This window comes from Streptomyces sp. PSU-S4-23, from assembly GCF_055632315.1.
In genome coordinates this window covers 604,385-621,722 of sequence record NZ_JBVMUU010000002.1, presented here as the reverse complement: position 1 = coordinate 621,722, position 17,338 = coordinate 604,385, and the positions used below count along the sequence as shown (strand labels likewise).

General features: G+C 73.0%; 16 protein-coding genes. 7 read left to right on the top strand and 9 right to left on the bottom strand.

Annotated features, from left to right (window positions below; all coding sequences use genetic code 11):
- Window positions 1-5: 5 nt before the first annotated feature.
- Genes ACZ79I_RS03560 through acsA form a run of 5 tightly spaced genes read right to left on the bottom strand, consistent with a single transcriptional unit; the run spans window position 6 to window position 5,703 of the window.
- Window positions 6-251, bottom strand: a complete 246-nt coding sequence (locus ACZ79I_RS03560) for an acyl carrier protein (protein ID WP_471493972.1) — start codon at window positions 249-251, stop codon at window positions 6-8.
- The gene (locus tag ACZ79I_RS03555; protein ID WP_471493970.1) at window positions 251-1,816 is read right to left on the bottom strand and encodes a dihydrolipoamide acetyltransferase family protein; all 1,566 of its coding nucleotides are present in this window, start codon (window positions 1,814-1,816) and stop codon (window positions 251-253) included. Before ACZ79I_RS03555 ends, ACZ79I_RS03560 begins: the two co-directional genes overlap by 1 nt.
- Window positions 1,809-2,798 (bottom strand): alpha-ketoacid dehydrogenase subunit beta, encoded by a 990-nt coding sequence (locus tag ACZ79I_RS03550; protein WP_471493969.1) that lies wholly within the window; start codon window positions 2,796-2,798, stop codon window positions 1,809-1,811. The genes ACZ79I_RS03555 and ACZ79I_RS03550 overlap by 8 nt, the downstream gene beginning before the upstream one ends.
- Window positions 2,795-3,835 carry a pyruvate dehydrogenase (acetyl-transferring) E1 component subunit alpha gene (gene pdhA / locus ACZ79I_RS03545; RefSeq protein ID WP_471493967.1) on the bottom strand — a complete coding sequence of 347 codons (1,041 nt, stop codon included), beginning with the start codon at window positions 3,833-3,835 and terminating at the stop codon, window positions 2,795-2,797. Before pdhA ends, ACZ79I_RS03550 begins: the two co-directional genes overlap by 4 nt.
- On the bottom strand, window positions 3,832-5,703 hold the full coding sequence (acsA, locus tag ACZ79I_RS03540) for an acetate--CoA ligase (RefSeq protein WP_471493966.1): 1,872 nt from the start codon (window positions 5,701-5,703) through the stop codon (window positions 3,832-3,834). Before acsA ends, pdhA begins: the two co-directional genes overlap by 4 nt.
- A gap of 227 nt (window positions 5,704-5,930) precedes the next feature.
- Between acsA and ACZ79I_RS03535 the strand changes: the two genes are divergently transcribed.
- Window positions 5,931-6,374 (top strand): universal stress protein, encoded by a 444-nt coding sequence (locus ACZ79I_RS03535; RefSeq protein ID WP_471493964.1) that lies wholly within the window; start codon window positions 5,931-5,933, stop codon window positions 6,372-6,374.
- A 470-nt stretch (window positions 6,375-6,844) separates the two neighbouring features.
- Here the strand turns inward: ACZ79I_RS03535 and ACZ79I_RS03530 are convergent, their stop codons facing one another.
- From ACZ79I_RS03530 to ACZ79I_RS03515, 4 genes are all read right to left on the bottom strand, one after another.
- Window positions 6,845-7,291 carry a CBS domain-containing protein gene (locus tag ACZ79I_RS03530; protein ID WP_471493963.1) on the bottom strand — a complete coding sequence of 149 codons (447 nt, stop codon included), beginning with the start codon at window positions 7,289-7,291 and terminating at the stop codon, window positions 6,845-6,847.
- Between the two features lie 11 nt (window positions 7,292-7,302).
- A complete protein-coding gene (locus tag ACZ79I_RS03525) occupies window positions 7,303-7,587 on the bottom strand; it encodes a DUF1540 domain-containing protein (protein ID WP_471493961.1) in 285 nt (94 codons plus the stop codon).
- 137 nt (window positions 7,588-7,724) lie between these two features.
- Entirely contained in the window at window positions 7,725-8,327 is a 603-nt protein-coding gene (locus ACZ79I_RS03520; RefSeq protein WP_471493960.1) for a CBS domain-containing protein, read from the bottom strand.
- On the bottom strand, window positions 8,302-9,027 hold the full coding sequence (locus ACZ79I_RS03515) for a CBS domain-containing protein (protein ID WP_471493958.1): 726 nt from the start codon (window positions 9,025-9,027) through the stop codon (window positions 8,302-8,304). The genes ACZ79I_RS03520 and ACZ79I_RS03515 overlap by 26 nt, the downstream gene beginning before the upstream one ends.
- A 488-nt stretch (window positions 9,028-9,515) precedes the next feature.
- On the opposite strand from ACZ79I_RS03515, the gene ACZ79I_RS03510 reads away from it, so the two are divergent.
- The 6 genes from ACZ79I_RS03510 to ACZ79I_RS03485 all read left to right on the top strand — a co-directional run bounded on the left by ACZ79I_RS03510 (window position 9,516) and on the right by ACZ79I_RS03485 (window position 17,335).
- Window positions 9,516-10,391: a universal stress protein gene (locus ACZ79I_RS03510; RefSeq protein ID WP_471493957.1), complete on the top strand. Its 876-nt coding sequence runs from the start codon at window positions 9,516-9,518 to the stop codon at window positions 10,389-10,391.
- 177 nt (window positions 10,392-10,568) lie between these two features.
- A complete protein-coding gene (gene ftsH, locus ACZ79I_RS03505) occupies window positions 10,569-12,638 on the top strand; it encodes an ATP-dependent zinc metalloprotease FtsH (protein WP_471493955.1) in 2,070 nt (689 codons plus the stop codon).
- A gap of 394 nt (window positions 12,639-13,032) precedes the next feature.
- Window positions 13,033-14,061 (top strand): LacI family DNA-binding transcriptional regulator, encoded by a 1,029-nt coding sequence (locus tag ACZ79I_RS03500; protein ID WP_471493953.1) that lies wholly within the window; start codon window positions 13,033-13,035, stop codon window positions 14,059-14,061.
- Between the two features lie 129 nt (window positions 14,062-14,190).
- Complete coding sequence (locus tag ACZ79I_RS03495; protein WP_471493952.1) at window positions 14,191-15,468, top strand: extracellular solute-binding protein; 1,278 nt, start codon at window positions 14,191-14,193, stop codon at window positions 15,466-15,468.
- 9 nt (window positions 15,469-15,477) lie between these two features.
- A complete protein-coding gene (locus ACZ79I_RS03490; RefSeq protein ID WP_471493950.1) occupies window positions 15,478-16,440 on the top strand; it encodes a carbohydrate ABC transporter permease in 963 nt (320 codons plus the stop codon).
- Window position 16,441: 1 nt separating this feature from the next.
- The gene (locus tag ACZ79I_RS03485) at window positions 16,442-17,335 is read left to right on the top strand and encodes a carbohydrate ABC transporter permease (protein WP_471493948.1); all 894 of its coding nucleotides are present in this window, start codon (window positions 16,442-16,444) and stop codon (window positions 17,333-17,335) included.
- Window positions 17,336-17,338: the final 3 nt, after the last annotated feature.

Below are 17,338 nucleotides of genomic sequence, written 5' to 3'. Positions count from 1 at the left end.
CCGCATCACGGTGCCCGTGCGACCAGGAAATCGCCGGCGTCCTTCAGGGTCGTCAGCCGTGGATAGTCCTCCTCGTCGATGTGCAGGCCGCTGCGTTCGGACAGGATCTCGACGAAGTTGAGGAAGTCCAGCGAGTCGAATTCGAGCGCGTCGCGGAACGGGTCGTCGGGCCCCAGACGGCTGAGGTCGGCGCCCGGCACCACCCGGATGATCGCGTCCTTGACGAGGGTCTCGGCATCGCTGCGGTCCATCACAGGTCCTCCGGTCTCTGCAGCAGACGGTCGACGGCGCTCAGGAACCGGGCCCCGACCGCGCCGTCGGTGGCCCGGTGGTCCGCGGACAGGGTGGCCGTCACGACCGGCCGCACCCCGAGCATCCCGCGGTCCGCCCAGGGACGCTCGACCACGGCCCCGAGACCCACCAGGGCGACCTGGGGCGGGTGGATGACGCCGAAGACGGCCTCGACGCCCTGGTCGCCGAGGCTGGTGACGGTGAGGGTGCTTCCGGTGATCTCGGTGCCGCGCAGCCGGCCCCTCCGGGCCCGTTCGACGAGGCTCTTGAGCCGGGCCATCAGCTCCACCGGGGTGAGGGAGCCGGCGTCACGGATGACCGGCGCGGCGAGCCCCCCGCCGCGCAGCGAGACGGCGAAACCGAGGTGCACACCGTCGCCGGGGACGAAACCCCCGTCCTGCCAGAAGCCGTTGAGATCCGGGACCTGGAGGGCCGCCGTGGCCACCGCCTTGAGCAGCAGCGCCGCCGGCACCATGCGTTCGCCCACGGGCAGTTCCCGGTTCCGCGCTCGCATCCATGCGACCGCCGCGTCCATGTCGATCGTCGTGGCCAGGTAGTAGTGCGGGATCTCCCGCTTGGCGCGGCTCATCAGCTCGCCGATCGCCCGGCGCATCCCCGCGGACTCCGCCGGGGCCGGCCCGGTCCGGGGCGGGGGACCGGGTGGGGTACGGGCCGGCGCCGGGGCCTGCGGGGCGGCGGGGGCGGGTGCCGCGGCGGGTGCGCGCGCGGCCTCCTGCACGTCGGCCGCCCGTACCGCGCCGTCCTCGCCGGTGCCGTGCACGGTGGCCAGATCGATGTGCAGCTCCCCGGCGAGGCGGCGCGCGTAGGGCGTGGCGCGCACCCGCCGGCCGCGCTGTGGCAGGGCGTGTGCGACGTCGGTGCGGGTGATCCTGCCGCCGGGCCCGCTGCCGCGCAGCGCCGCCAGGTCGACGCCCCGCTCGTCGGCGAGGTGCCGCACCAGCGGCCCGGCTTCGGCATGGGCGACGGCGGGACCCGGCGCGGCCGCCGCGGCCGGTGCCGGTGGAGGGGGCTGTGCCGGCCGCTTCCGGCGGGCCGAAGCCGCGCGCCCGGCGGGGGGAGCGCCCCTGGCCGGGGCCGCGGGCGGCGCCGGCGCGCCGGGGACCGGTGGTGGGGCCTGCGGGGCCGGTTCCGGTACTGCGGCCTCCGGCGCCGGTTCCGGCACTGCGGCCTCCTTGCCCCGTTCCGGTACCGCGGCCTCCGCCACCGGGGCCTCCTCCGCACCCTCGGCCGCCGCGGGGCGGGCCTGCGGCGGTGTCCCGGTCGGCACCCCGGCTGCCTCGATCAGGGCCAGCGGGGTGCCGACCGGCACCCTGGTGCCGGGCGCCACCAGCAGGCGGCCGACGGTTCCCGACTCGAAGCACTCGACCTCGATGGCGGCCTTCTCGGTCTCCACGACGGCGATCACGTCACCGCGCGTCACCGTGTCCCCGGGTGCGACGAGCCACTCCTGGAGGGTGCCCGCCTCCATGTCCGCACCGAGCGACGGCATGGTGAACTCACCCACGGCGTCCCACCGCCTCACGGGCCGCGGCGGCGATGTCCTCCGCCTGCGGCAGCGCGGCCTCCTCCAGATGCCTGGCGTAGGGGATCGGCACCTCGGCGCTGCACACCCGCCCGACGGGTGCGTCGAGTTCGTAGAACGCCTGCTCGGTGATCCGGGCGGAGATCTCGGCCGCGAGGCTCCCGGTGCGCCAGCCCTCGTCGACGACGACCGCACGGTGCGTCCTGGTGACGGACGCCATGACCGTGGCGTCGTCGAGGGGGCGCAGGACGCGCAGGTCCACGACCTCGGCGCCGATGCCCTCGGCGGCCAGCAGGTCCGCCGCGGTGAGGGCCTTCGGCAGCGAGCCGCCGTAGGTGAGCACCGTGACGTCGTCGCCGGGGCGGCGGACCGCCGCCGAGGAGATGTCCAGCGGGCCGTCGGGGACGGCCAGTTCGCCCGAGAAGTTGTAGAGGGACCCGTGCTCGAAGATGACCACCGGGTCGGGGTCGGCGAGCGCGGGGGCCAGCATGCCGCGCGCGTCCTCCAGCGTCGCGGGCGCGAGGACGCGGATGCCGGGGATATGGGCGTACCAGCCCTCCAGACTGTGCGAGTGCTGGGCCGCCAGCTGCCGTCCGGCGCCGGTGGTCATCCGGATGACCACCGGCACCGAGAGCTGCCCGCCGGACATGTGCCGCAGGGTGGCGGCGTTGTTGAGGATCTGGTCGAGCGCCAGCAGGCTGAAGTTGACGGTCATGATCTCGACGATGGGCCGCATGCCGGCGACGGCCGCACCGATGCCCGCACCGACGAAGGCCGACTCGGACAGCGGGGTGTCGCGCACCCGGCCGGGGCCGAACTCCTCGACGAGGCCGAGGCTGACGCCGAAGCAGCCCCCGTAGCCGCCGACGTCCTCACCCAGCAGGAAGACCCGGTCGTCGGACGACAGCGCCTCGCGCAGGGCCTCCCGCAGGGCCTCGCGGTAGGTCGTCGTGACGGTCTTCATCGGTCCGTCTCCGACGCGTCGCCGGGGGCCGTGGTCACATACCGGAGGAGGTCCGCCACCGGTTCCGCCGGAGCGGCCTCCGCGGCCGCCACCGCGCGGTCGACCTCCTCCGTGGCGCGCCGGTCCAGTTCGGCGTACGACGCCTCGTCCAGCTCGCCCGCCGCCCGCATCCGTTCGCCGAGCAGCGTGAGCGGGTCACGGGCCCGCCAGCGGGCGATCTCCGCCTTGTCGCGGTACCGGTCGGGGTCGTACATGGAGTGGGCACGGAAGCGGTAGGTGCGCAGTTCCAGGAAGTGCGGGCCGTGCCCCGCGCGGATGCCGGCCACCGCGCGACGGGCCGCCTCCTCGACCGCGAGGACGTCCATGCCGTCGACGGCCCAGGCCGGCATGCCGTAGGAGGCGGCGCGCATGGCCAGGTCGGTCTGCGCGTGCTCGACGCGCAGCGGCGTCCCCATCGCGTACAGGTTGTTCTCGCACGCCAGCAGCAGCGGCAGGCCCCACAGCGTGGCCAGGTTCGCGGTCTCGTGGAACTCGCCCTCCGCGAAGGCGCCGTCGCCGAAGAAACAGCAGACGATGCCCGCCGTGCCGCGCATCTTCTCGGCGAGGGCGAGCCCCGCGGCGAGGGGGATGCCACCGCCCACGATCGCGTTGCCGCCGTAGAAGCGGCGGCCCGCGTCGAACAGATGCATGGAACCGCCCCGGCCGCGGCTGCACCCGGTGGCCTTCCCGTACATCTCCGCCATGACGGCGTCCGTGGGGACGCCGCGGGCGAGGGCATGGCCGTGTTCGCGGTAGGTGGAGACGACCGCGTCCTCCGGTTCGAGCGCCTCCAGCACACCGGCCGCCACCGCCTCCTCCCCGATGTACAGGTGCACGAAGCCGCGGATCTTCGCGGCGCTGTACAACTCGACGCAGCGCTCCTCGAAGCGGCGGATCAGCAGCATGGAGGCCAGCAGGCCGCGGCGGTGCTTGGCGGCGGCGTCCTGGTGCGGGGTGCGGTGCGTGGTCCTGGCCGGATGCCTGCGGGTGGGGCTCATGGCGCGTGCTCCGAGGTCTCATGGGCCGCGGCGGAGCCCGGCGCCGGCGCAGCGGACGGGCCCGGCGCCGCCGCGGGCTCCGGTGTCTCGAGGGTGGAGGTGTCGCCTTCCGGCAGGCCCGTCTCGCGCGCCCGCAGCAGCCGCCGCATGACCTTGCCGCTCCTGGTGTGCGGCAGGTTCCGGTCGAAGGCGATCTCCCTGGGCGCGACGGCGGGTCCCAGCTTGCGACGGGCGAAGGCGAGGAGGTCGTTCCGGATGCCGTCGTCCGGCTCCACCCCGGGGCGCAGCGACACATACGCCTTCACGATCGCGCCGGCCGTCGGGTCCGGCCGCCCGATCACCCCCGCCTCCGCCACCGCGGGGTGCTCCAGCAGGGCGCTCTCCACCTCGAACGGGCTGATCAGGTGGCCCGCGGACTTGATGACGTCGTCCGCGCGGCCCACGAACCAGAAGTACCCCTCGCTGTCCTTGCGCACGACGTCGCCGGTCAGGTACCAGCCGTCGGCGAAGCAGGCCGCGTACCGCTCGTCCGCGTGCAGATAGCCGCGGAACATCGACGGCCAGCCCGGGCGCAGCGCCAGTTCGCCTTCCTGGCCGGGCTGCTGGACCTCCCGGACACGGCCCTCGGGCGAGCGCCACACCGTGCCGTCGGGCCCGCGGGCCAGGACGGCCGCGGTCATGCCGGGCAGGGGGCGCCCCATCGAGCCGGGCTTGACGGGGCAGGCCGCCAGGTTGGCGATGACGATGCAGCCGGTCTCGGTCTGCCACCAGTTGTCATGGACCGGGAGTCCCAGCACGTCCCGGCCCCACAGCACCACTTCGGGGTTGAGCGGCTCGCCCACCGAGGCGATGAACCGCAGCGCCGACAGGTCGAACGAGCGCGGCAGATCGTACGGGCCCTGCCGGGGGGTGGCCCGCATCAGCATGCGCAGGGCGGTGGGGGCCGTGTACCAGACCGTGACCTTCTCCCGGGCGAGGATGCCGTACCAGCGGCGGGTGTCGAAGTCGCCCTCGTCGACGACGACCGTGACGCCGAGGGTGAGCGGGGCGATGATGCCGTACGACATGCCTGTCACCCAGCCGGGGTCGGCGGTGCACCAGTACCGGTCGTCCGGGTGCAGGTCGAGCGCGTACGCGGCCGTGACGTGGTGGGCGACGACGGCCTCGTGCACATGCACCGCGCCCTTGGGGGCCCCGGTGGTGCCGCTGGTGAAGTGCAGCAGCGCCATCTCCCCGGGATCGGTGGACGGCACCCGGAAGTCGTCGTCGGCGCGTTCCATCAGCGCCTCGAAGGAGAGCGTCCCGGGAAGGTCCGCGCGGCGGTCACCGAGGATCAGCACGTGGTCCAGTTCGGCAAGACCGTCCCGCACCGGAGCGACCTTGCGCAGGTACAGCTGCTCGGTGGTGACCAGGACGCGGGCGTTGCCGAGCCGCATGCGCTGGGCCACGGGATCCGGGCCGAAGGCCGGGAACAGCGGGCAGAGCACGGATGTGTTCTTGAGCGTGCCGAGGACCACCGTGAACAGTTCCGGGCAGCGGCCGAGCAGTGTGAAGACGCGGTCCCCGCGATCCACACCGAGGGACCGCAGCACGTTGGCGAACCGGTTCGTCAGCCGGGCGAGCCGTGCGTAGGAGACGGACTCGGCCGTCCCGTCGCGGCGCACACAGCGCAGCGCGACGCTCTCGCCCCGGCCCTCGGCCACATGGCGGTCGACGGCCTCGTGGCCGATGTTCAGTCCGCCGTCCGGCAGCCCGGACAGCCGACGGCGTGCGGCGGTCCAGCTGAACTCGGCGCAGGCCCGGTCGTAGTCGGTGAGGACCGGGGGCACGGGAGCCGGTGTCGTCTTGGCGATGACGTCCTGCGTCATGGCGGTCCCTTCCTCGCCCCCGCGCGTGCCGTTCGGGTGGGTGCTCCCTCTCATGCTCGGCGCGGGGGTCCGCGTCCGCGAACGGAGGACCACCCGCCCGTGCGCCACGCCCTCGGCCGCCCTCCCGTGGCGGGCCGCCCCCGCGTCGCGCAGCGTGGAGGCGGGGTCCGGTGAGAGCCGCCGGCGAGGGCGCCACGGCCGGCCAGGGCACGGAAGAGGTGGGACGCATGGAGAGGGCTGCCCCGGGGCCTAGGGTCGTGGTGGGCGTCGACGGTTCGCCGTCCTCGCGCGAGGCGTTGCGTTGGGCCGTCCGGCACGCCGGGCTGATCGGCGCGGACGTGGACGCGGTGGCCGTGTGGGAGCTGCCGGGTGTGTACGGCTGGTCGGGTCCGGCCACGGACACCGACTTCGACGAGGCGAATGCGCGCCAGGCGCTGGAGCGGGAGCTGCGCGAGGTGCTCGGCGCCGAGGGGGCCGCCTCGGTCAGGGCGATCCTGGTGCGCGGCACCCCCGCCGACGTGCTGCTGAGGGCGGCCGAGGGCGCCGAGGCCCTGGTGGTCGGCAGCCGGGGGCGCGGCGGCTTCAGCCGGGCCCTGCTGGGATCCGTCAGCCAGCAGGTCGCGCTGCACGCGAACTGCCCGGTAGTGATCGTCCGCCCGGAATCGCCGTGACGCCGCCGGAATCGCCGTGCGCCGCAGTGACGCGGCCGGAACGCCCCGACTGCCCCGGAGGGCCGTGACCGCCCGGGAGGGCCGTGACTGCCCGGGAGGGCCGTGGCCGCCGCCGAGTCTCGTGGCCGCCTGCTGGGGCGCCGTGACCGCCGCCGGAACCCCGCGGCCGCCCCGAAGCGCCGGGGCCGCCTGCTGGAGCGCCGTGACTGCCCCGGAGCGCCGTGGCCGCCGCCGAGTCCCGTGGCCGCCTGCTGGGGCGCCGTGACCGCCGCCGGAACCCCGCGGCCGCCCCGGAGCGCCGTGGCTGCCGCCGGGCGCTGTGGCCGCCTGCTGGAGCGCCGTGGCCGCCGCCGGGCGCTGTGGCCGCCTGCTGGAGCGCCGTGGCCGCCGCCGAGCCGTCCCCGCGGCCGCCCGACCGCCGTACCGGGGCGGGCGGGGGCGCCCTTACCGGGGCGGGCGGGGGGGCGCCCTTACGCGGGTGTCGCCGAGGGTGGGCCGGGCGGCTCTTCGAGGATGCTCCAGGCGACCGGCCCCAGGAGGTCGGCCAGCCGCTGGAACACGTCCAGCAGCAGGTCGTCCACCGTCAGCACGCCCACGACCCGGTGCCCGTCCAGCACGGGCAGGCGGCGCACCCCCGACCCGCGGAAGGTCCGGTAGGCCACGTGGACGTCGTCGGCCACGTCCACCGTCACCACCTGCGGCGACATCACCGTGTCCACCCGCGCCTCCCGGTCCAGGCCGCCGCTCAGCCCGCGCACCGCGAGGTCGCGGTCGGTGACGATGCCGCGCAGCGCGCCGTCGTCGACGACGAGCACGGAACCGATGCCGTACTCGTCCATCTGCCGGGCCGCCTCCGCGAGGGAGGCGCCGGGGGGCAGCGCGACAGCCGGAGTGCTCATCGCCTCGGAGATCTTCACGTGCCGGCTCCTCAGCGGACGCTGTACGTCAGACAGTCGGCACGGTCCTGGCCGGGCCCCACGGCGATTCCGGATGCCTGGCACTCCAGCCGTGTGTTGTGCCGGCAGTCGGTCATCTTGCAGGCCCCGACCTGTCCGGTGGCGGCCGGGTCGCCGCCCTTGCCCGAGGTGACGAAGAAGGTGTCGCACCGGGCGTGCGGGGGGTCGCCGACGGTGATGGCCAGCGCGTGGCAGGCGCTGCCGACGTTGTACGCGCACGTCTCGACCGCGCACTCGTTGATGAAGGGCATCTCCATGGGGGCCTCCTGGCGGATCGGTCAGTCCCCACGGTGTTGCCGCTCTCACGGAGGTACGGCCCGCGACACCCGGACGGGCCGGGAATCACCCGAAGGGCCGGGCCGTCCGCGGGCTCCCCGTCGTGGTGCGCCGGGCCTCACCCGGCGGACAGTCCGGCGCCGAGACGTTCGCGCACGTCCACGACGCCGGGCACGGCGCGTGCCACCCGGACCAGTGCGGCCACCGGTGCCTGCTCGGGCACGGTTCCGCGCAGGGTCACCACACCGTTCTCCACCCGCACGTCGAGGCCGGGGTGACCGGCCGGGAGCAGGGCATCCAGGCCGCTCCTGACCTCCTGAGCGATGTCCTCGTCCGGGCGCAGGTAGATCTTGAGCAGGTCGGAGCGGCTGACCACCCCCACCAGGCGCCCCTCGTCGTCCACCACGGGCAGCCGCTTCAGGGGCCCGCGCGCCATCAGCCGTGCCGCGCCCTCGATCGTGGCGGTCCGCGGGACGGTGACGGCCGGGACGGTCATCAGACGCGCGGCCGTCAGTGCCCCGGACGTGTCGTCGCCCTGTGCCCGCACCAGCAGATCGGCCTCGGACACCACGCCGACGACGCGCCCTTCCTCGGACAGCACGGGCAGAGCGCTGACGCGCCACTGCCGCATCGACTCCACGATCTCCCGGAACGGCGCGTCACGGCCGACCGAGACGACCTCGCGGGTCATCACATCACCCACGGTGCGCAGATGTCTCATGACCGCTGCCTCCCCTTCCGCGCAGCCTCGGTGGTTCCAGGTCGGAGCCGAGGTCGTCGTAGGCGTAGCCGAGCGACTGGTGGACGGCGACGACGCCGTCCACGGAGCGGCACAGGCGCTCGACGACCGGGACGAGCGAGCGCTGCTCGACCCGCCCGGTGAGCGTCACGACGCCCTCGCGCACCTCGACCCCGACGGTGTCCGCCGGAAGGCCGAGGACCGCGCCCAGCACATCGTGGCGGATCTCGTCGCGGATGGCCCCGTCGCCGCGCAGGAAGGGCCGCAGCAGGTCGGCCCGGCTGACGATGCCGACGAGCCTGCCGGTGTCGTCCACCACGGGCAGGCGCTTCACCTTGTTGCGGTACATGGTCCGCGCGGTCTCGACGACGTTCCAGCCGGGCCGTGCCGTCACCACGGGCGTGGTCATCATCGCCTCCGCGGTCTCGGCGCCGGCGCGGCTCAGCTCGTCCAGACCGAGCCGGCGTCCGAGCGCCCGTCCCTCCGGGTCGGGCAGGCTCGCCGCCTTGCGGAGCAGGTCCCCCTCGGACACCACCCCCACGGGGCGCCCCTCGTCGTCGACGACGGGGACCGCCGTGACGTCGTTGTCGCGCAACAACTGCGCGATGTGCTTGAAGGACGAGTCCGGGTGCGCCGTGACCACCCGGTGTGTCATGACTTCGGCGACGGTCCGGTGCTGCATGCTCCGCACTCCTTCCGTGCGCGCTCCGCACCGGCTCCGGCAGGCGCCGGCGGGTTCCGCCCGCCCGGGCCCGCCGGGTGCGGACCGTGTGGTCTGCCGGATCTCGGTGCGCTCGGTCCGTGCCCGCGCGACCCCGTCGGGGGATCGGCGGGGCGGCTCGGGGAGCGGAGACCCGTGCCGGTGTGCGAGGGTGGCCATGGCCCTGTCTCCTCGGCCGCCGTTACGGCTCCTGGCACGTTCCAGTGCACCGCGCCCGATCCTCGGGCGCTGGGGCCGAACAGTCCGCCGCAGGGGTCCGAACGTCCTCTCCGGGCCCGGCCCCTCCACGAGCCCGGCGATCTCCCGGGACGCGCAACGGCTTGGGGGGCCGGTCGTCCCCGACAAGGGCCGAACCGCCCCTCTCACCTCCTCCCGGCGGGTGTGACGGTGACAGGGGGACCTGCTCGGCTGCGGATGTCCGCAACGGGACCGAAAGGCGGTGGGGAACCATGGATCTGCCCCTGGTGGCAGGCGTCGACGGATCCGACTCCAGCCTGCTCGCGGTGGACTGGGCGACCGACGAGGCCGCACGGCACGGCCTGCCGCTGCGTCTGGTCTACGCGTCGCTGTGGGAGCGATACGAGGGCGTTCTGCCCTCGGGCGGCCTGGAGCGCCCGTCGCACCAGGTGATGGCCGACAACATCGTCGCGACCGCGGTGGAGCGCGTGCAGCGCCGCAATCCGGAGGTGAAGGTCACCGCCGAGGTCCTTCCCGAGGACCCGGTGGTGGCGCTGTTGCGCGAGGGCGGCAACGCCACGGCCGTGATCACCGGATCCCGGGGCCGGGGCGAGCTGAAGGAACTGCTCCTCGGCTCCGTCAGCCTGACGGTGGCGGGCCGTGCCTCCGGGCCGGTGATCGTGGTCCGCGGCGACCGGGCGGCGCTGGAGGGCGCGCACGGGCGGATCGTGCTCGGCGCCGGTGAACCGGGCACCTGCGGCACGGCCGTCCGGTTCGCCCTGCGCGAGGCCGAGGCCCGGCAGTGCGCCCTCGACGTCGTACGCAGCTGGCGCCGCCCCGCCCACGAGCCCGTCGACCACCCGCTGCTCGCCGGGGACCCGGCGCGCTACCACGAGGAGCGGGCGGCCACGCTGATCGATGCCCTGCTGCAGGACGCCCTGGCCGACCACCCGGACGTCAGGGTGAACCGGTCCACGGTCGAGGGGCTCGCCCGCAAGGTCCTCCTGTACCGCTCCGCCGCCGCCGACCTCCTGATCGTCGGCGTACGGCGCGGCCACGACCGCGGCGGGCTCCAGCTGGGGCGGGTGGCGCACACCCTGCTGCACCACGCCCGGTGCCCGGTGGCCGTCGTACCGGAACTGCCGTGAGCGGCGACCGGGGGCATGCGCGCCGGCCGGCGCGCCGGGTTTCCGCCGCAGGCGGCCCCGGCGCCGCCGATGGCAATGCGCCGACCGAGGGACCATGAGAGGAGGGGACCTGTCGTGCGACCCGGACGGCGGTACGGAACGGCCGGGTGACATGAGGTTCGTCCCAGGAGGCGCATTGTGATCACGCGAGTGCGGATGCCGCACCGGCACCTCACACCGCCGGCCAAGTCCGGGCCGCCGCGGGACACGCCCACACCGCCGACGGAGCGGCAGCCGCGGTCGGGCTGGCCGTGGTGGGTCATCCCGCTGGTGTGGGTGGTGTTCCTGACCGTCCTGATCCTGGTCCGGTCCCCGTCGGGGCCCTCGCCCACCCGCCTGACCTACAGCGACTTCGTCACCAAGGTCGGTGTCGGCCAGGTCAAGACGGTCGACATCAACGACAAGGGGGCGGTCAGCGGCACCCTGGCGAACGGCACCAAGTTCACCACGCAGCTTCCCACCGCTCTCGGCACCGGATCGCTCCAGCAGCAGCTCCAGGCCAAGCATGTGAAGATCACCGCGACCCAGACCAAGAGCGGCGGCAACCCGTTCCTGTCGGTCCTGGTGGCCTTCCTGCCGCTGCTCCTGCTGTTCGGCTTCTTCTGGTGGATCGGGCGCCGCGCTTCCCGCTCGGTGACCGGCGGGCTCAGCGCCATCGGCCGCTCCCGGGCGAAGATCATCGAGGCGGAGCGGCCCACCACCCGGTTCGACGACGTGGCCGGGTACGACGGGGTCAAACAGGAGATCAGCGAGGTCGTCGACTTTCTGCGCAACCCGGCGCGCTACGCGGCCGCCGGCGCCAAGGGCCCACGTGGGGTGATCATGGTGGGGCCGCCCGGCACCGGCAAGACGCTCTTCGCCCGTGCCGTCGCGGGGGAGGCCGACGTGCCGTTCCTGTCCGTGACCGGATCGGCCTTCGTGGAGATGTTCGTCGGAGTGGGCGCGTCCAGGGTGCGGGACCTGTTCGAGGACGCCCGCAAACGCGCGCCGTCCATCATCTTCATCGACGAGATCGACGCCGTCGGCGCGCGGCGCGCGGGGGGTGCGCGACTCGGCGGCAACGACGAGCGCGAACAGACCCTCAACCAGCTGCTGGCCGAGATGGACGGCTTCGACCAGTCCACGGGCATCGTCGTCCTCGCCGCCACCAACCGGCCGGAGGCCCTCGACCCGGCCCTGCTGCGCCCCGGACGCTTCGACCGCCAGGTCACCGTCCCGCTGCCCAACCAGGCCGAGCGCGCCGCCATCCTGCGGGTGCACGCCCGGGGCAAGATCCTCGCCCCCGACGTCGACCTCGACATCGTCGCCCGCGGTACTCCGGGATTCTCCGGCGCGGACCTCGCCAACCTGGTGAACGAGGCCGCCATCAACGCCGTCCGCGCCGACCGGGTGCTGATCGAGCCGGACGACCTCGACGCCGCCCGGGACCGCGTCCTGCTCGGCCGCCGTGACGCGTCCAACGCCCTGCTGCCCGAAGAGCGCCACTCGGTCGCGATCCATGAATCGGGCCACGCCCTCGTCGCCGCCCTGTGCGAGCACGCCGACCCCGTCGCCAAGGTCACCATCCTGCCGTCGGGCATGACGCTCGGGGTGACCGAGCAGCTCCCCGAGGCCGAACGCCATCTGTACAGCGAGGGATATCTGACCGATCTGCTCGCCGTCCGGCTCGGTGGCCGGGCTGCCGAACTCGTCGTTTTCGGCGAGGGATCCAGTGGCGCCGCGAACGACCTGGCCGGCGCCACCCAGATCGCCACACGGATGGTCCGGGATTTCGGCCTGTCATCGGCTCTCGGGCCCGTCGGATATGCCTCCACGAACCCGCGCTATCTGGGCGAGAACGCCGAGGAACCCTTCGGGCAGCCGTACTCGCAGCAGACCCAGCGGATCATCGACGAGGAGGCCGCCCGGCTGCTGCGCGAGGCGGAGAGCCGGGCGACGGGACTGATACGCGACCACCGCGGGGCCCTGGACCGGCTCGCCGACCTGCTCGTCACCCGCGAGACCATCGACGGTTCCACCGTCCTGGAGGTGCTCCGCGACGAGCAGCGGGAGCAGCGGGAGCAGCGGGAGCGGCAGGACCGCCGGGAGCGGGACGGAAGCCTCCCGGACCGCGACCGCGACCATGACCGCGACCGCGGTGATCTGCGAACCGTCACCCCGCGAATCCGCGTACCCGACGAGGGAAACGAGAGCCGAGGACGCGGATGAATTCCGGCGCCGTGCGCGGTGGAATCCCCCTCCGTGTATTTCTGGTGCCGTCGTCCGAAAGGCCGGCGGGAATTCTCCGGCATCGACGGCCGCACCCCATATTCACCTGACGGCTCATCAGGTGAATATGGGGACCTGTCTTCGCTGTATGGGATTTCGTGCGCCGGCGGCGTGAGACGGTCGCGGATGTCCGTATCGGACAAATATTGCCAATTCTCATCACTATGCCCCTAAGGGGACAGTCCCTCGCGGGCTCTTGACTTTACGGCGGGGTTACGCCGAAGCTACGGGCCATCGTTTAAACCGGTTCAAGCCCCGGCGTCGGACACTCCGGGGCCGGGACGAACCGGTCGGACGCCGTAGTTCCCGTCCCCGCAGAAACCGGAGTCGCGCAATGGCCCGTCGTCCCACCATCGCGGATGTGGCGCAGTTGGCCGGGGTGTCCCGCGCAACCGTCTCCTTCGTCCTCAACAACCGCCCCGGCGTGGCCCTCGCCACTCAGCAGCGCGTCCGGTCGGCGGCCGAGGAACTGGGCTGGACCCCGAGCCGCAGCGCGCGGGCACTGTCCACGGGCAGGGCGCGTGCCGTCGGCCTGGTCCTGGCCCGCGAGCCCGAGCTGATCGGCACCGATCCCTTCTTCCCGGCGTTCATGGCGGGCATCGAGACGGTGATCTCCGAGACCGGCGACGGTCTGATGCTCCAGATGAGCCGCCCCCGCGACGAACTGGAGACCTATCGCAGGCTCGCGGCCGACCAGCGGGTCGACGGAGTGTTCCTCACCGACCTGCGCGTGGACGACCCGAGGCCGGCCCTCGTCGCGGAGCTCGGTCTGCCCGCGGTGGCGGTGGGCGCGGTCGAGGGGGGCACGGACCTTCCGGCGGTGAACCTGGACGACCGTCCCGCGGTACGCGGCGCCATGCGGCACCTGGTCGAACTGGGGCACCGCGACATCGCCTACGTGGCGGGCCCGGAGGAGTACGTGCACGCACGGCGCCGCCGCCAGGCGTGGGCCGACGCGCTCGCCGAAGCGGGCCTGCCCGCCGGGACCTCACTGCCGGGAGGCTTCACCGCCGAGGGAGGGGCGCAGGCCACCCGGGCGCTGCTGGCCCGGCCCACACCCCCCACCGCCATCGTGTACGGCAACGATCTGTCGGCCACCGCCGGCATGGCGGTCGCCCAGGAGGCCGGCCTGCGGCTGCCCGACGATCTCTCGGTGGTCGGCTTCGACGACGTGCCCCTGGCCTCCTGGACCAGCCCTCCGCTGACGACCTGCCGCGCCAACCCCGTGTCCTGGGGCAGGGCCGCCGCACAGGCGCTGGTGGAGGTCATAGCGGACGGCACCACGGCCGACGTGGAACTGGACCCGGCCACGCTGGTGGTACGCGGCTCCACGGGTCCCGCCCCCACCCGCGGGGCCGGATGACCGCCGGTGACGGCGGCCTCCCGGATCCCCCTCCTCGCTCCCCCTCCTTCATTCAGGAAGACGGCCGGCGCCCGCCCAGCGACGCCGTCCCGCCGACTGATTCCACACCAGTGAGAAACGGAACTCCCCATGAAGAAGGCCCTCCTCGCCATACTGCCGGCGACCGCCCTGGCGCTGACCGCGTGCGGCAGCGGCGCCGGATCCGACTCCGGCAGCGCCGCGAACGACGCCCGTGGCCCGATCACGATCTGGTACTCGAACAACGCCCAGGAAGTCGCGTGGGGCAAGCGCATGGTGGCCGCCTGGAACGCCGCCCACCCCAAGGAGAAGGTGACCGCGCAGGAGATACCCGCCGGCAAGAGCTCCGAAGAGGTCATCGGCGCGGCGATCACGGCGGGCAACGCGCCGTGCCTGGTGCTCAACACCGCCCCGGCGGCCGTGCCCGGATTCCAGAAGCAGGGCGGCCTGGTCGCCCTGGACGACTTCCCCGACGGCACGCGGTACCTGAAGTCCCGGGTCGGCGACCGGCTCGGCCAGTACGCCTCCCCTGACGGCAAGTACTACCAGATGCCGTGGAAGAGCAACCCGGTGATGATCTTCTACAACAAGGAGCTCTTCAAGAAGGCCGGGCTGGACCCCGAGCACCCCAAGCTGGCCAGTTACCAGGACTTCCTGGCGACCTCGCGGAAGCTCGTCGGGAGCAGCGGCGCCAAGGCCGCCATCTGGCCCGCGCCCACCTCGGAGTTCTACCAGTCCTGGTTCGACTTCTACCCCTTGTTCACCGCGCAGACCGGCAAGCAGCTCGTCGAGGACGGCAAGGCCCAGTTCGCCTCGCCCGAGGGCCTGAAGGCCGCCCAGCTGTGGAAGACCATGTATGCCGACGGCCTGGCTCCCAAGGAGAGTTACAACGGCGACGCCTTCGGCGAGGGCAAGTCCGCCATGGCCATCGTCGGCCCCTGGGCGGTCGCCGTCTACGGCGACAAGGTGAAGTGGGGCGCGGTGCCGGTGCCGACCGCCGACGGCGCGCCCGGCAAGGGCACGTTCAGCGACGAGAAGTCGATCGGCATGTACACCTCCTGCAAGAACCGGGCCACCGCCTGGGACGTCATGAAGTTCGCCACCGGCAAGGAGCAGGACGGCAAGCTCCTGGAGGCGACCGGGCAGATGCCGATGCGCTCGGACCTCACCTCCGCCTACCCCGCCTACTTCGCGTCCCACAAGGACTACGAGGTCTTCGCGCAGCAGGCCGGGCACACCGTCGAGGCGCCGAACGTGCCCAACTCGGTGGAGATCTGGCAGACCTTCCGCGACGCGTACACGAAGGCCGTCATCTTCGGCAAGGGCGACCTCACCGGCACCCTGAAGGCCGCCGCGGACAAGGCCGGCAAGCTGGCCGGGAGCCAGTGATCCACGGCCATGTCCTCCACCACGCATGACACCCACGGCTCCGGGCACGCCGTCCCCGGAGCCGCGAGGAGGGCGGCCGGGCGCGGGCGGGGACGGCGGCCGCGGCTCGCCGGACGCCAGCCCGTCGGCCTGCTGTTCGTCTCTCCGTATCTGCTGTATCTGGCCGCGATCTTCGTGTATCCGCTCGGCTTCGCGGTGTGGATGTCCTTCCACGACTACTTCTTCGCCGCGCCAGGCGTACAGGTCGACCGGCCCTTCGTGGGGCTGGACAACTACACCACGGTCCTCACCGACCCCGATGTGTGGCGCTCCTTCCTCAACATCGCCGTCTTCCTCGTCATCAACGTGCCGCTGACGGTGGTGGCCTCGCTGGTCCTGGCCGGCGCGCTCAACCAGAAGCTGCGGTTCCGCTCGTTCTTCCGGACGGCGTACTACGTCCCCTACATCACGGCCAGTGTCGCGGTCGTGGGCGTGTGGATGTTCCTGTTCAACTCCGGCGGCCTCGTCAACCGCGCCCTCGGGCCGCTGGCACCCGACCCGTCCTGGCTGGTGAACTCCCATCTGGCGATGCCGGTCGTCGCGGTCTTCGTCGCCTGGAAGCAACTGGGCTTCTTCGTGGTGCTGTATCTGTCGGCACTGCAGAACGTCCCCCAGGAGCTGTACGAGTCGGCGGCCCTCGACGGCGCGGGCCGGCTGCGCATCTTCCGGTCGATCACGGTGCCCGCGGTACGCCCCGCCACGCTGCTGGTCCTGGTCCTGGCCACGATCACGGGGGCCAACCTCTTCACCGAGCCCTATCTGCTCACCAGCGGCGGCGGGCCGGACGGGGCCACGACGTCTCCGGTCCTGCTGATGTACCAGCGGGGACTGCAGCAGGGGCACCCCGACGAGGCCGCCGCCATCGGCGTGATCCTCATCGTGCTGATCACCGCCGTGTCGCTCGCCTACCGGCGCTTCATGGAGAGGGACTGAGATGGCCGCAGACATCACAGCCACGCCGGCCGCGAAGCAGCGCCGCAGGGCGGGCGCCGCGGGACGTGCCGCGGGATCGCTCTGGTCGAAGGCGGCGCTGCTCGTGGGGGCGTTCGCCTTCCTCTTCCCCTTCTACTACATGGTCATCGGCTCGCTGCAGAAGGAGCCCGACTCCACTCCGGCCGGGGCCTTCCCCGACCCGGGCAATCTGAGCCTGCACAACTACACGGCCATCAACTCGGCCATCTCGCTGGGACGTTCGCTGGTGAACTCCGGGATCTTCACCGGCGGTGTCATCCTCTGCACCACCGTCTTCGGGCTCCTCGCCGGATACGCGCTGGCCCGCCTGCACTTCCGGGGCCGGGGCTCCACCTTCGCGCTGGTCCTGCTGGTGCAGGTCGTCCCCTTCCAGCTCCTGATGATCCCGCTGTACGTGCTGATCGTCCGCGACTACGGCCTCGCCGACTCCTACCTGGGCATGATCCTGCCCTTCGCGATCAACACCAGTGCCGTCTTCGTCTTCCGGCAGTTCTTCCTGCAACTGCCGGCCGCCATGTTCGAGGCGGCCCGCATGGACGGCGCCGGCGAACTGCAGATCCTGTTCCGCATCGCCGTACCGCTGTGCAGGCCCGCCCTGCTCTCGGTGGTGCTGCTCAGCTTCACCGGGCCCTGGAACGAGTTCCTCTGGCCGTTCCTGGTCACCAAACGGCAGGACATGCAGCCGCTGGCCGTCTCCCTGGCCAACTACATCAGCACCGTCGCCGCGGCCGCCGCCAACCCGTTCGGCACCATCCTCGCCGGGGCGTGCGTGCTGGCGGCCCCCGCGGTGGCGCTCTTCATCGTCTTCCAGCACCGCTTCACCTCCACCGACATCGATTCCGCCACGAAGGGCTGAACC

Coding starts and splice junctions, on each gene's coding strand:
- ACZ79I_RS03560 (WP_471493972.1), bottom strand. CDS start 251: ATGGACCGCAGCGATGCCGAGACCCTCGTCAAGGACGCGATCATCCGG.
- ACZ79I_RS03550 (WP_471493969.1), bottom strand. CDS start 2,798: ATGAAGACCGTCACGACGACCTACCGCGAGGCCCTGCGGGAGGCCCTG.
- pdhA (WP_471493967.1), bottom strand. CDS start 3,835: ATGAGCCCCACCCGCAGGCATCCGGCCAGGACCACGCACCGCACCCCG.
- acsA (WP_471493966.1), bottom strand. CDS start 5,703: ATGACGCAGGACGTCATCGCCAAGACGACACCGGCTCCCGTGCCCCCG.
- ACZ79I_RS03535 (WP_471493964.1), top strand. CDS start 5,931: ATGGAGAGGGCTGCCCCGGGGCCTAGGGTCGTGGTGGGCGTCGACGGT.
- ACZ79I_RS03525 (WP_471493961.1), bottom strand. CDS start 7,587: ATGGAGATGCCCTTCATCAACGAGTGCGCGGTCGAGACGTGCGCGTAC.
- ACZ79I_RS03520 (WP_471493960.1), bottom strand. CDS start 8,327: ATGAGACATCTGCGCACCGTGGGTGATGTGATGACCCGCGAGGTCGTC.
- ACZ79I_RS03515 (WP_471493958.1), bottom strand. CDS start 9,027: ATGCAGCACCGGACCGTCGCCGAAGTCATGACACACCGGGTGGTCACG.
- ACZ79I_RS03510 (WP_471493957.1), top strand. CDS start 9,516: ATGGATCTGCCCCTGGTGGCAGGCGTCGACGGATCCGACTCCAGCCTG.
- ACZ79I_RS03500 (WP_471493953.1), top strand. CDS start 13,033: ATGGCCCGTCGTCCCACCATCGCGGATGTGGCGCAGTTGGCCGGGGTG.
- ACZ79I_RS03495 (WP_471493952.1), top strand. CDS start 14,191: ATGAAGAAGGCCCTCCTCGCCATACTGCCGGCGACCGCCCTGGCGCTG.
- ACZ79I_RS03490 (WP_471493950.1), top strand. CDS start 15,478: ATGTCCTCCACCACGCATGACACCCACGGCTCCGGGCACGCCGTCCCC.
- ACZ79I_RS03485 (WP_471493948.1), top strand. CDS start 16,442: ATGGCCGCAGACATCACAGCCACGCCGGCCGCGAAGCAGCGCCGCAGG.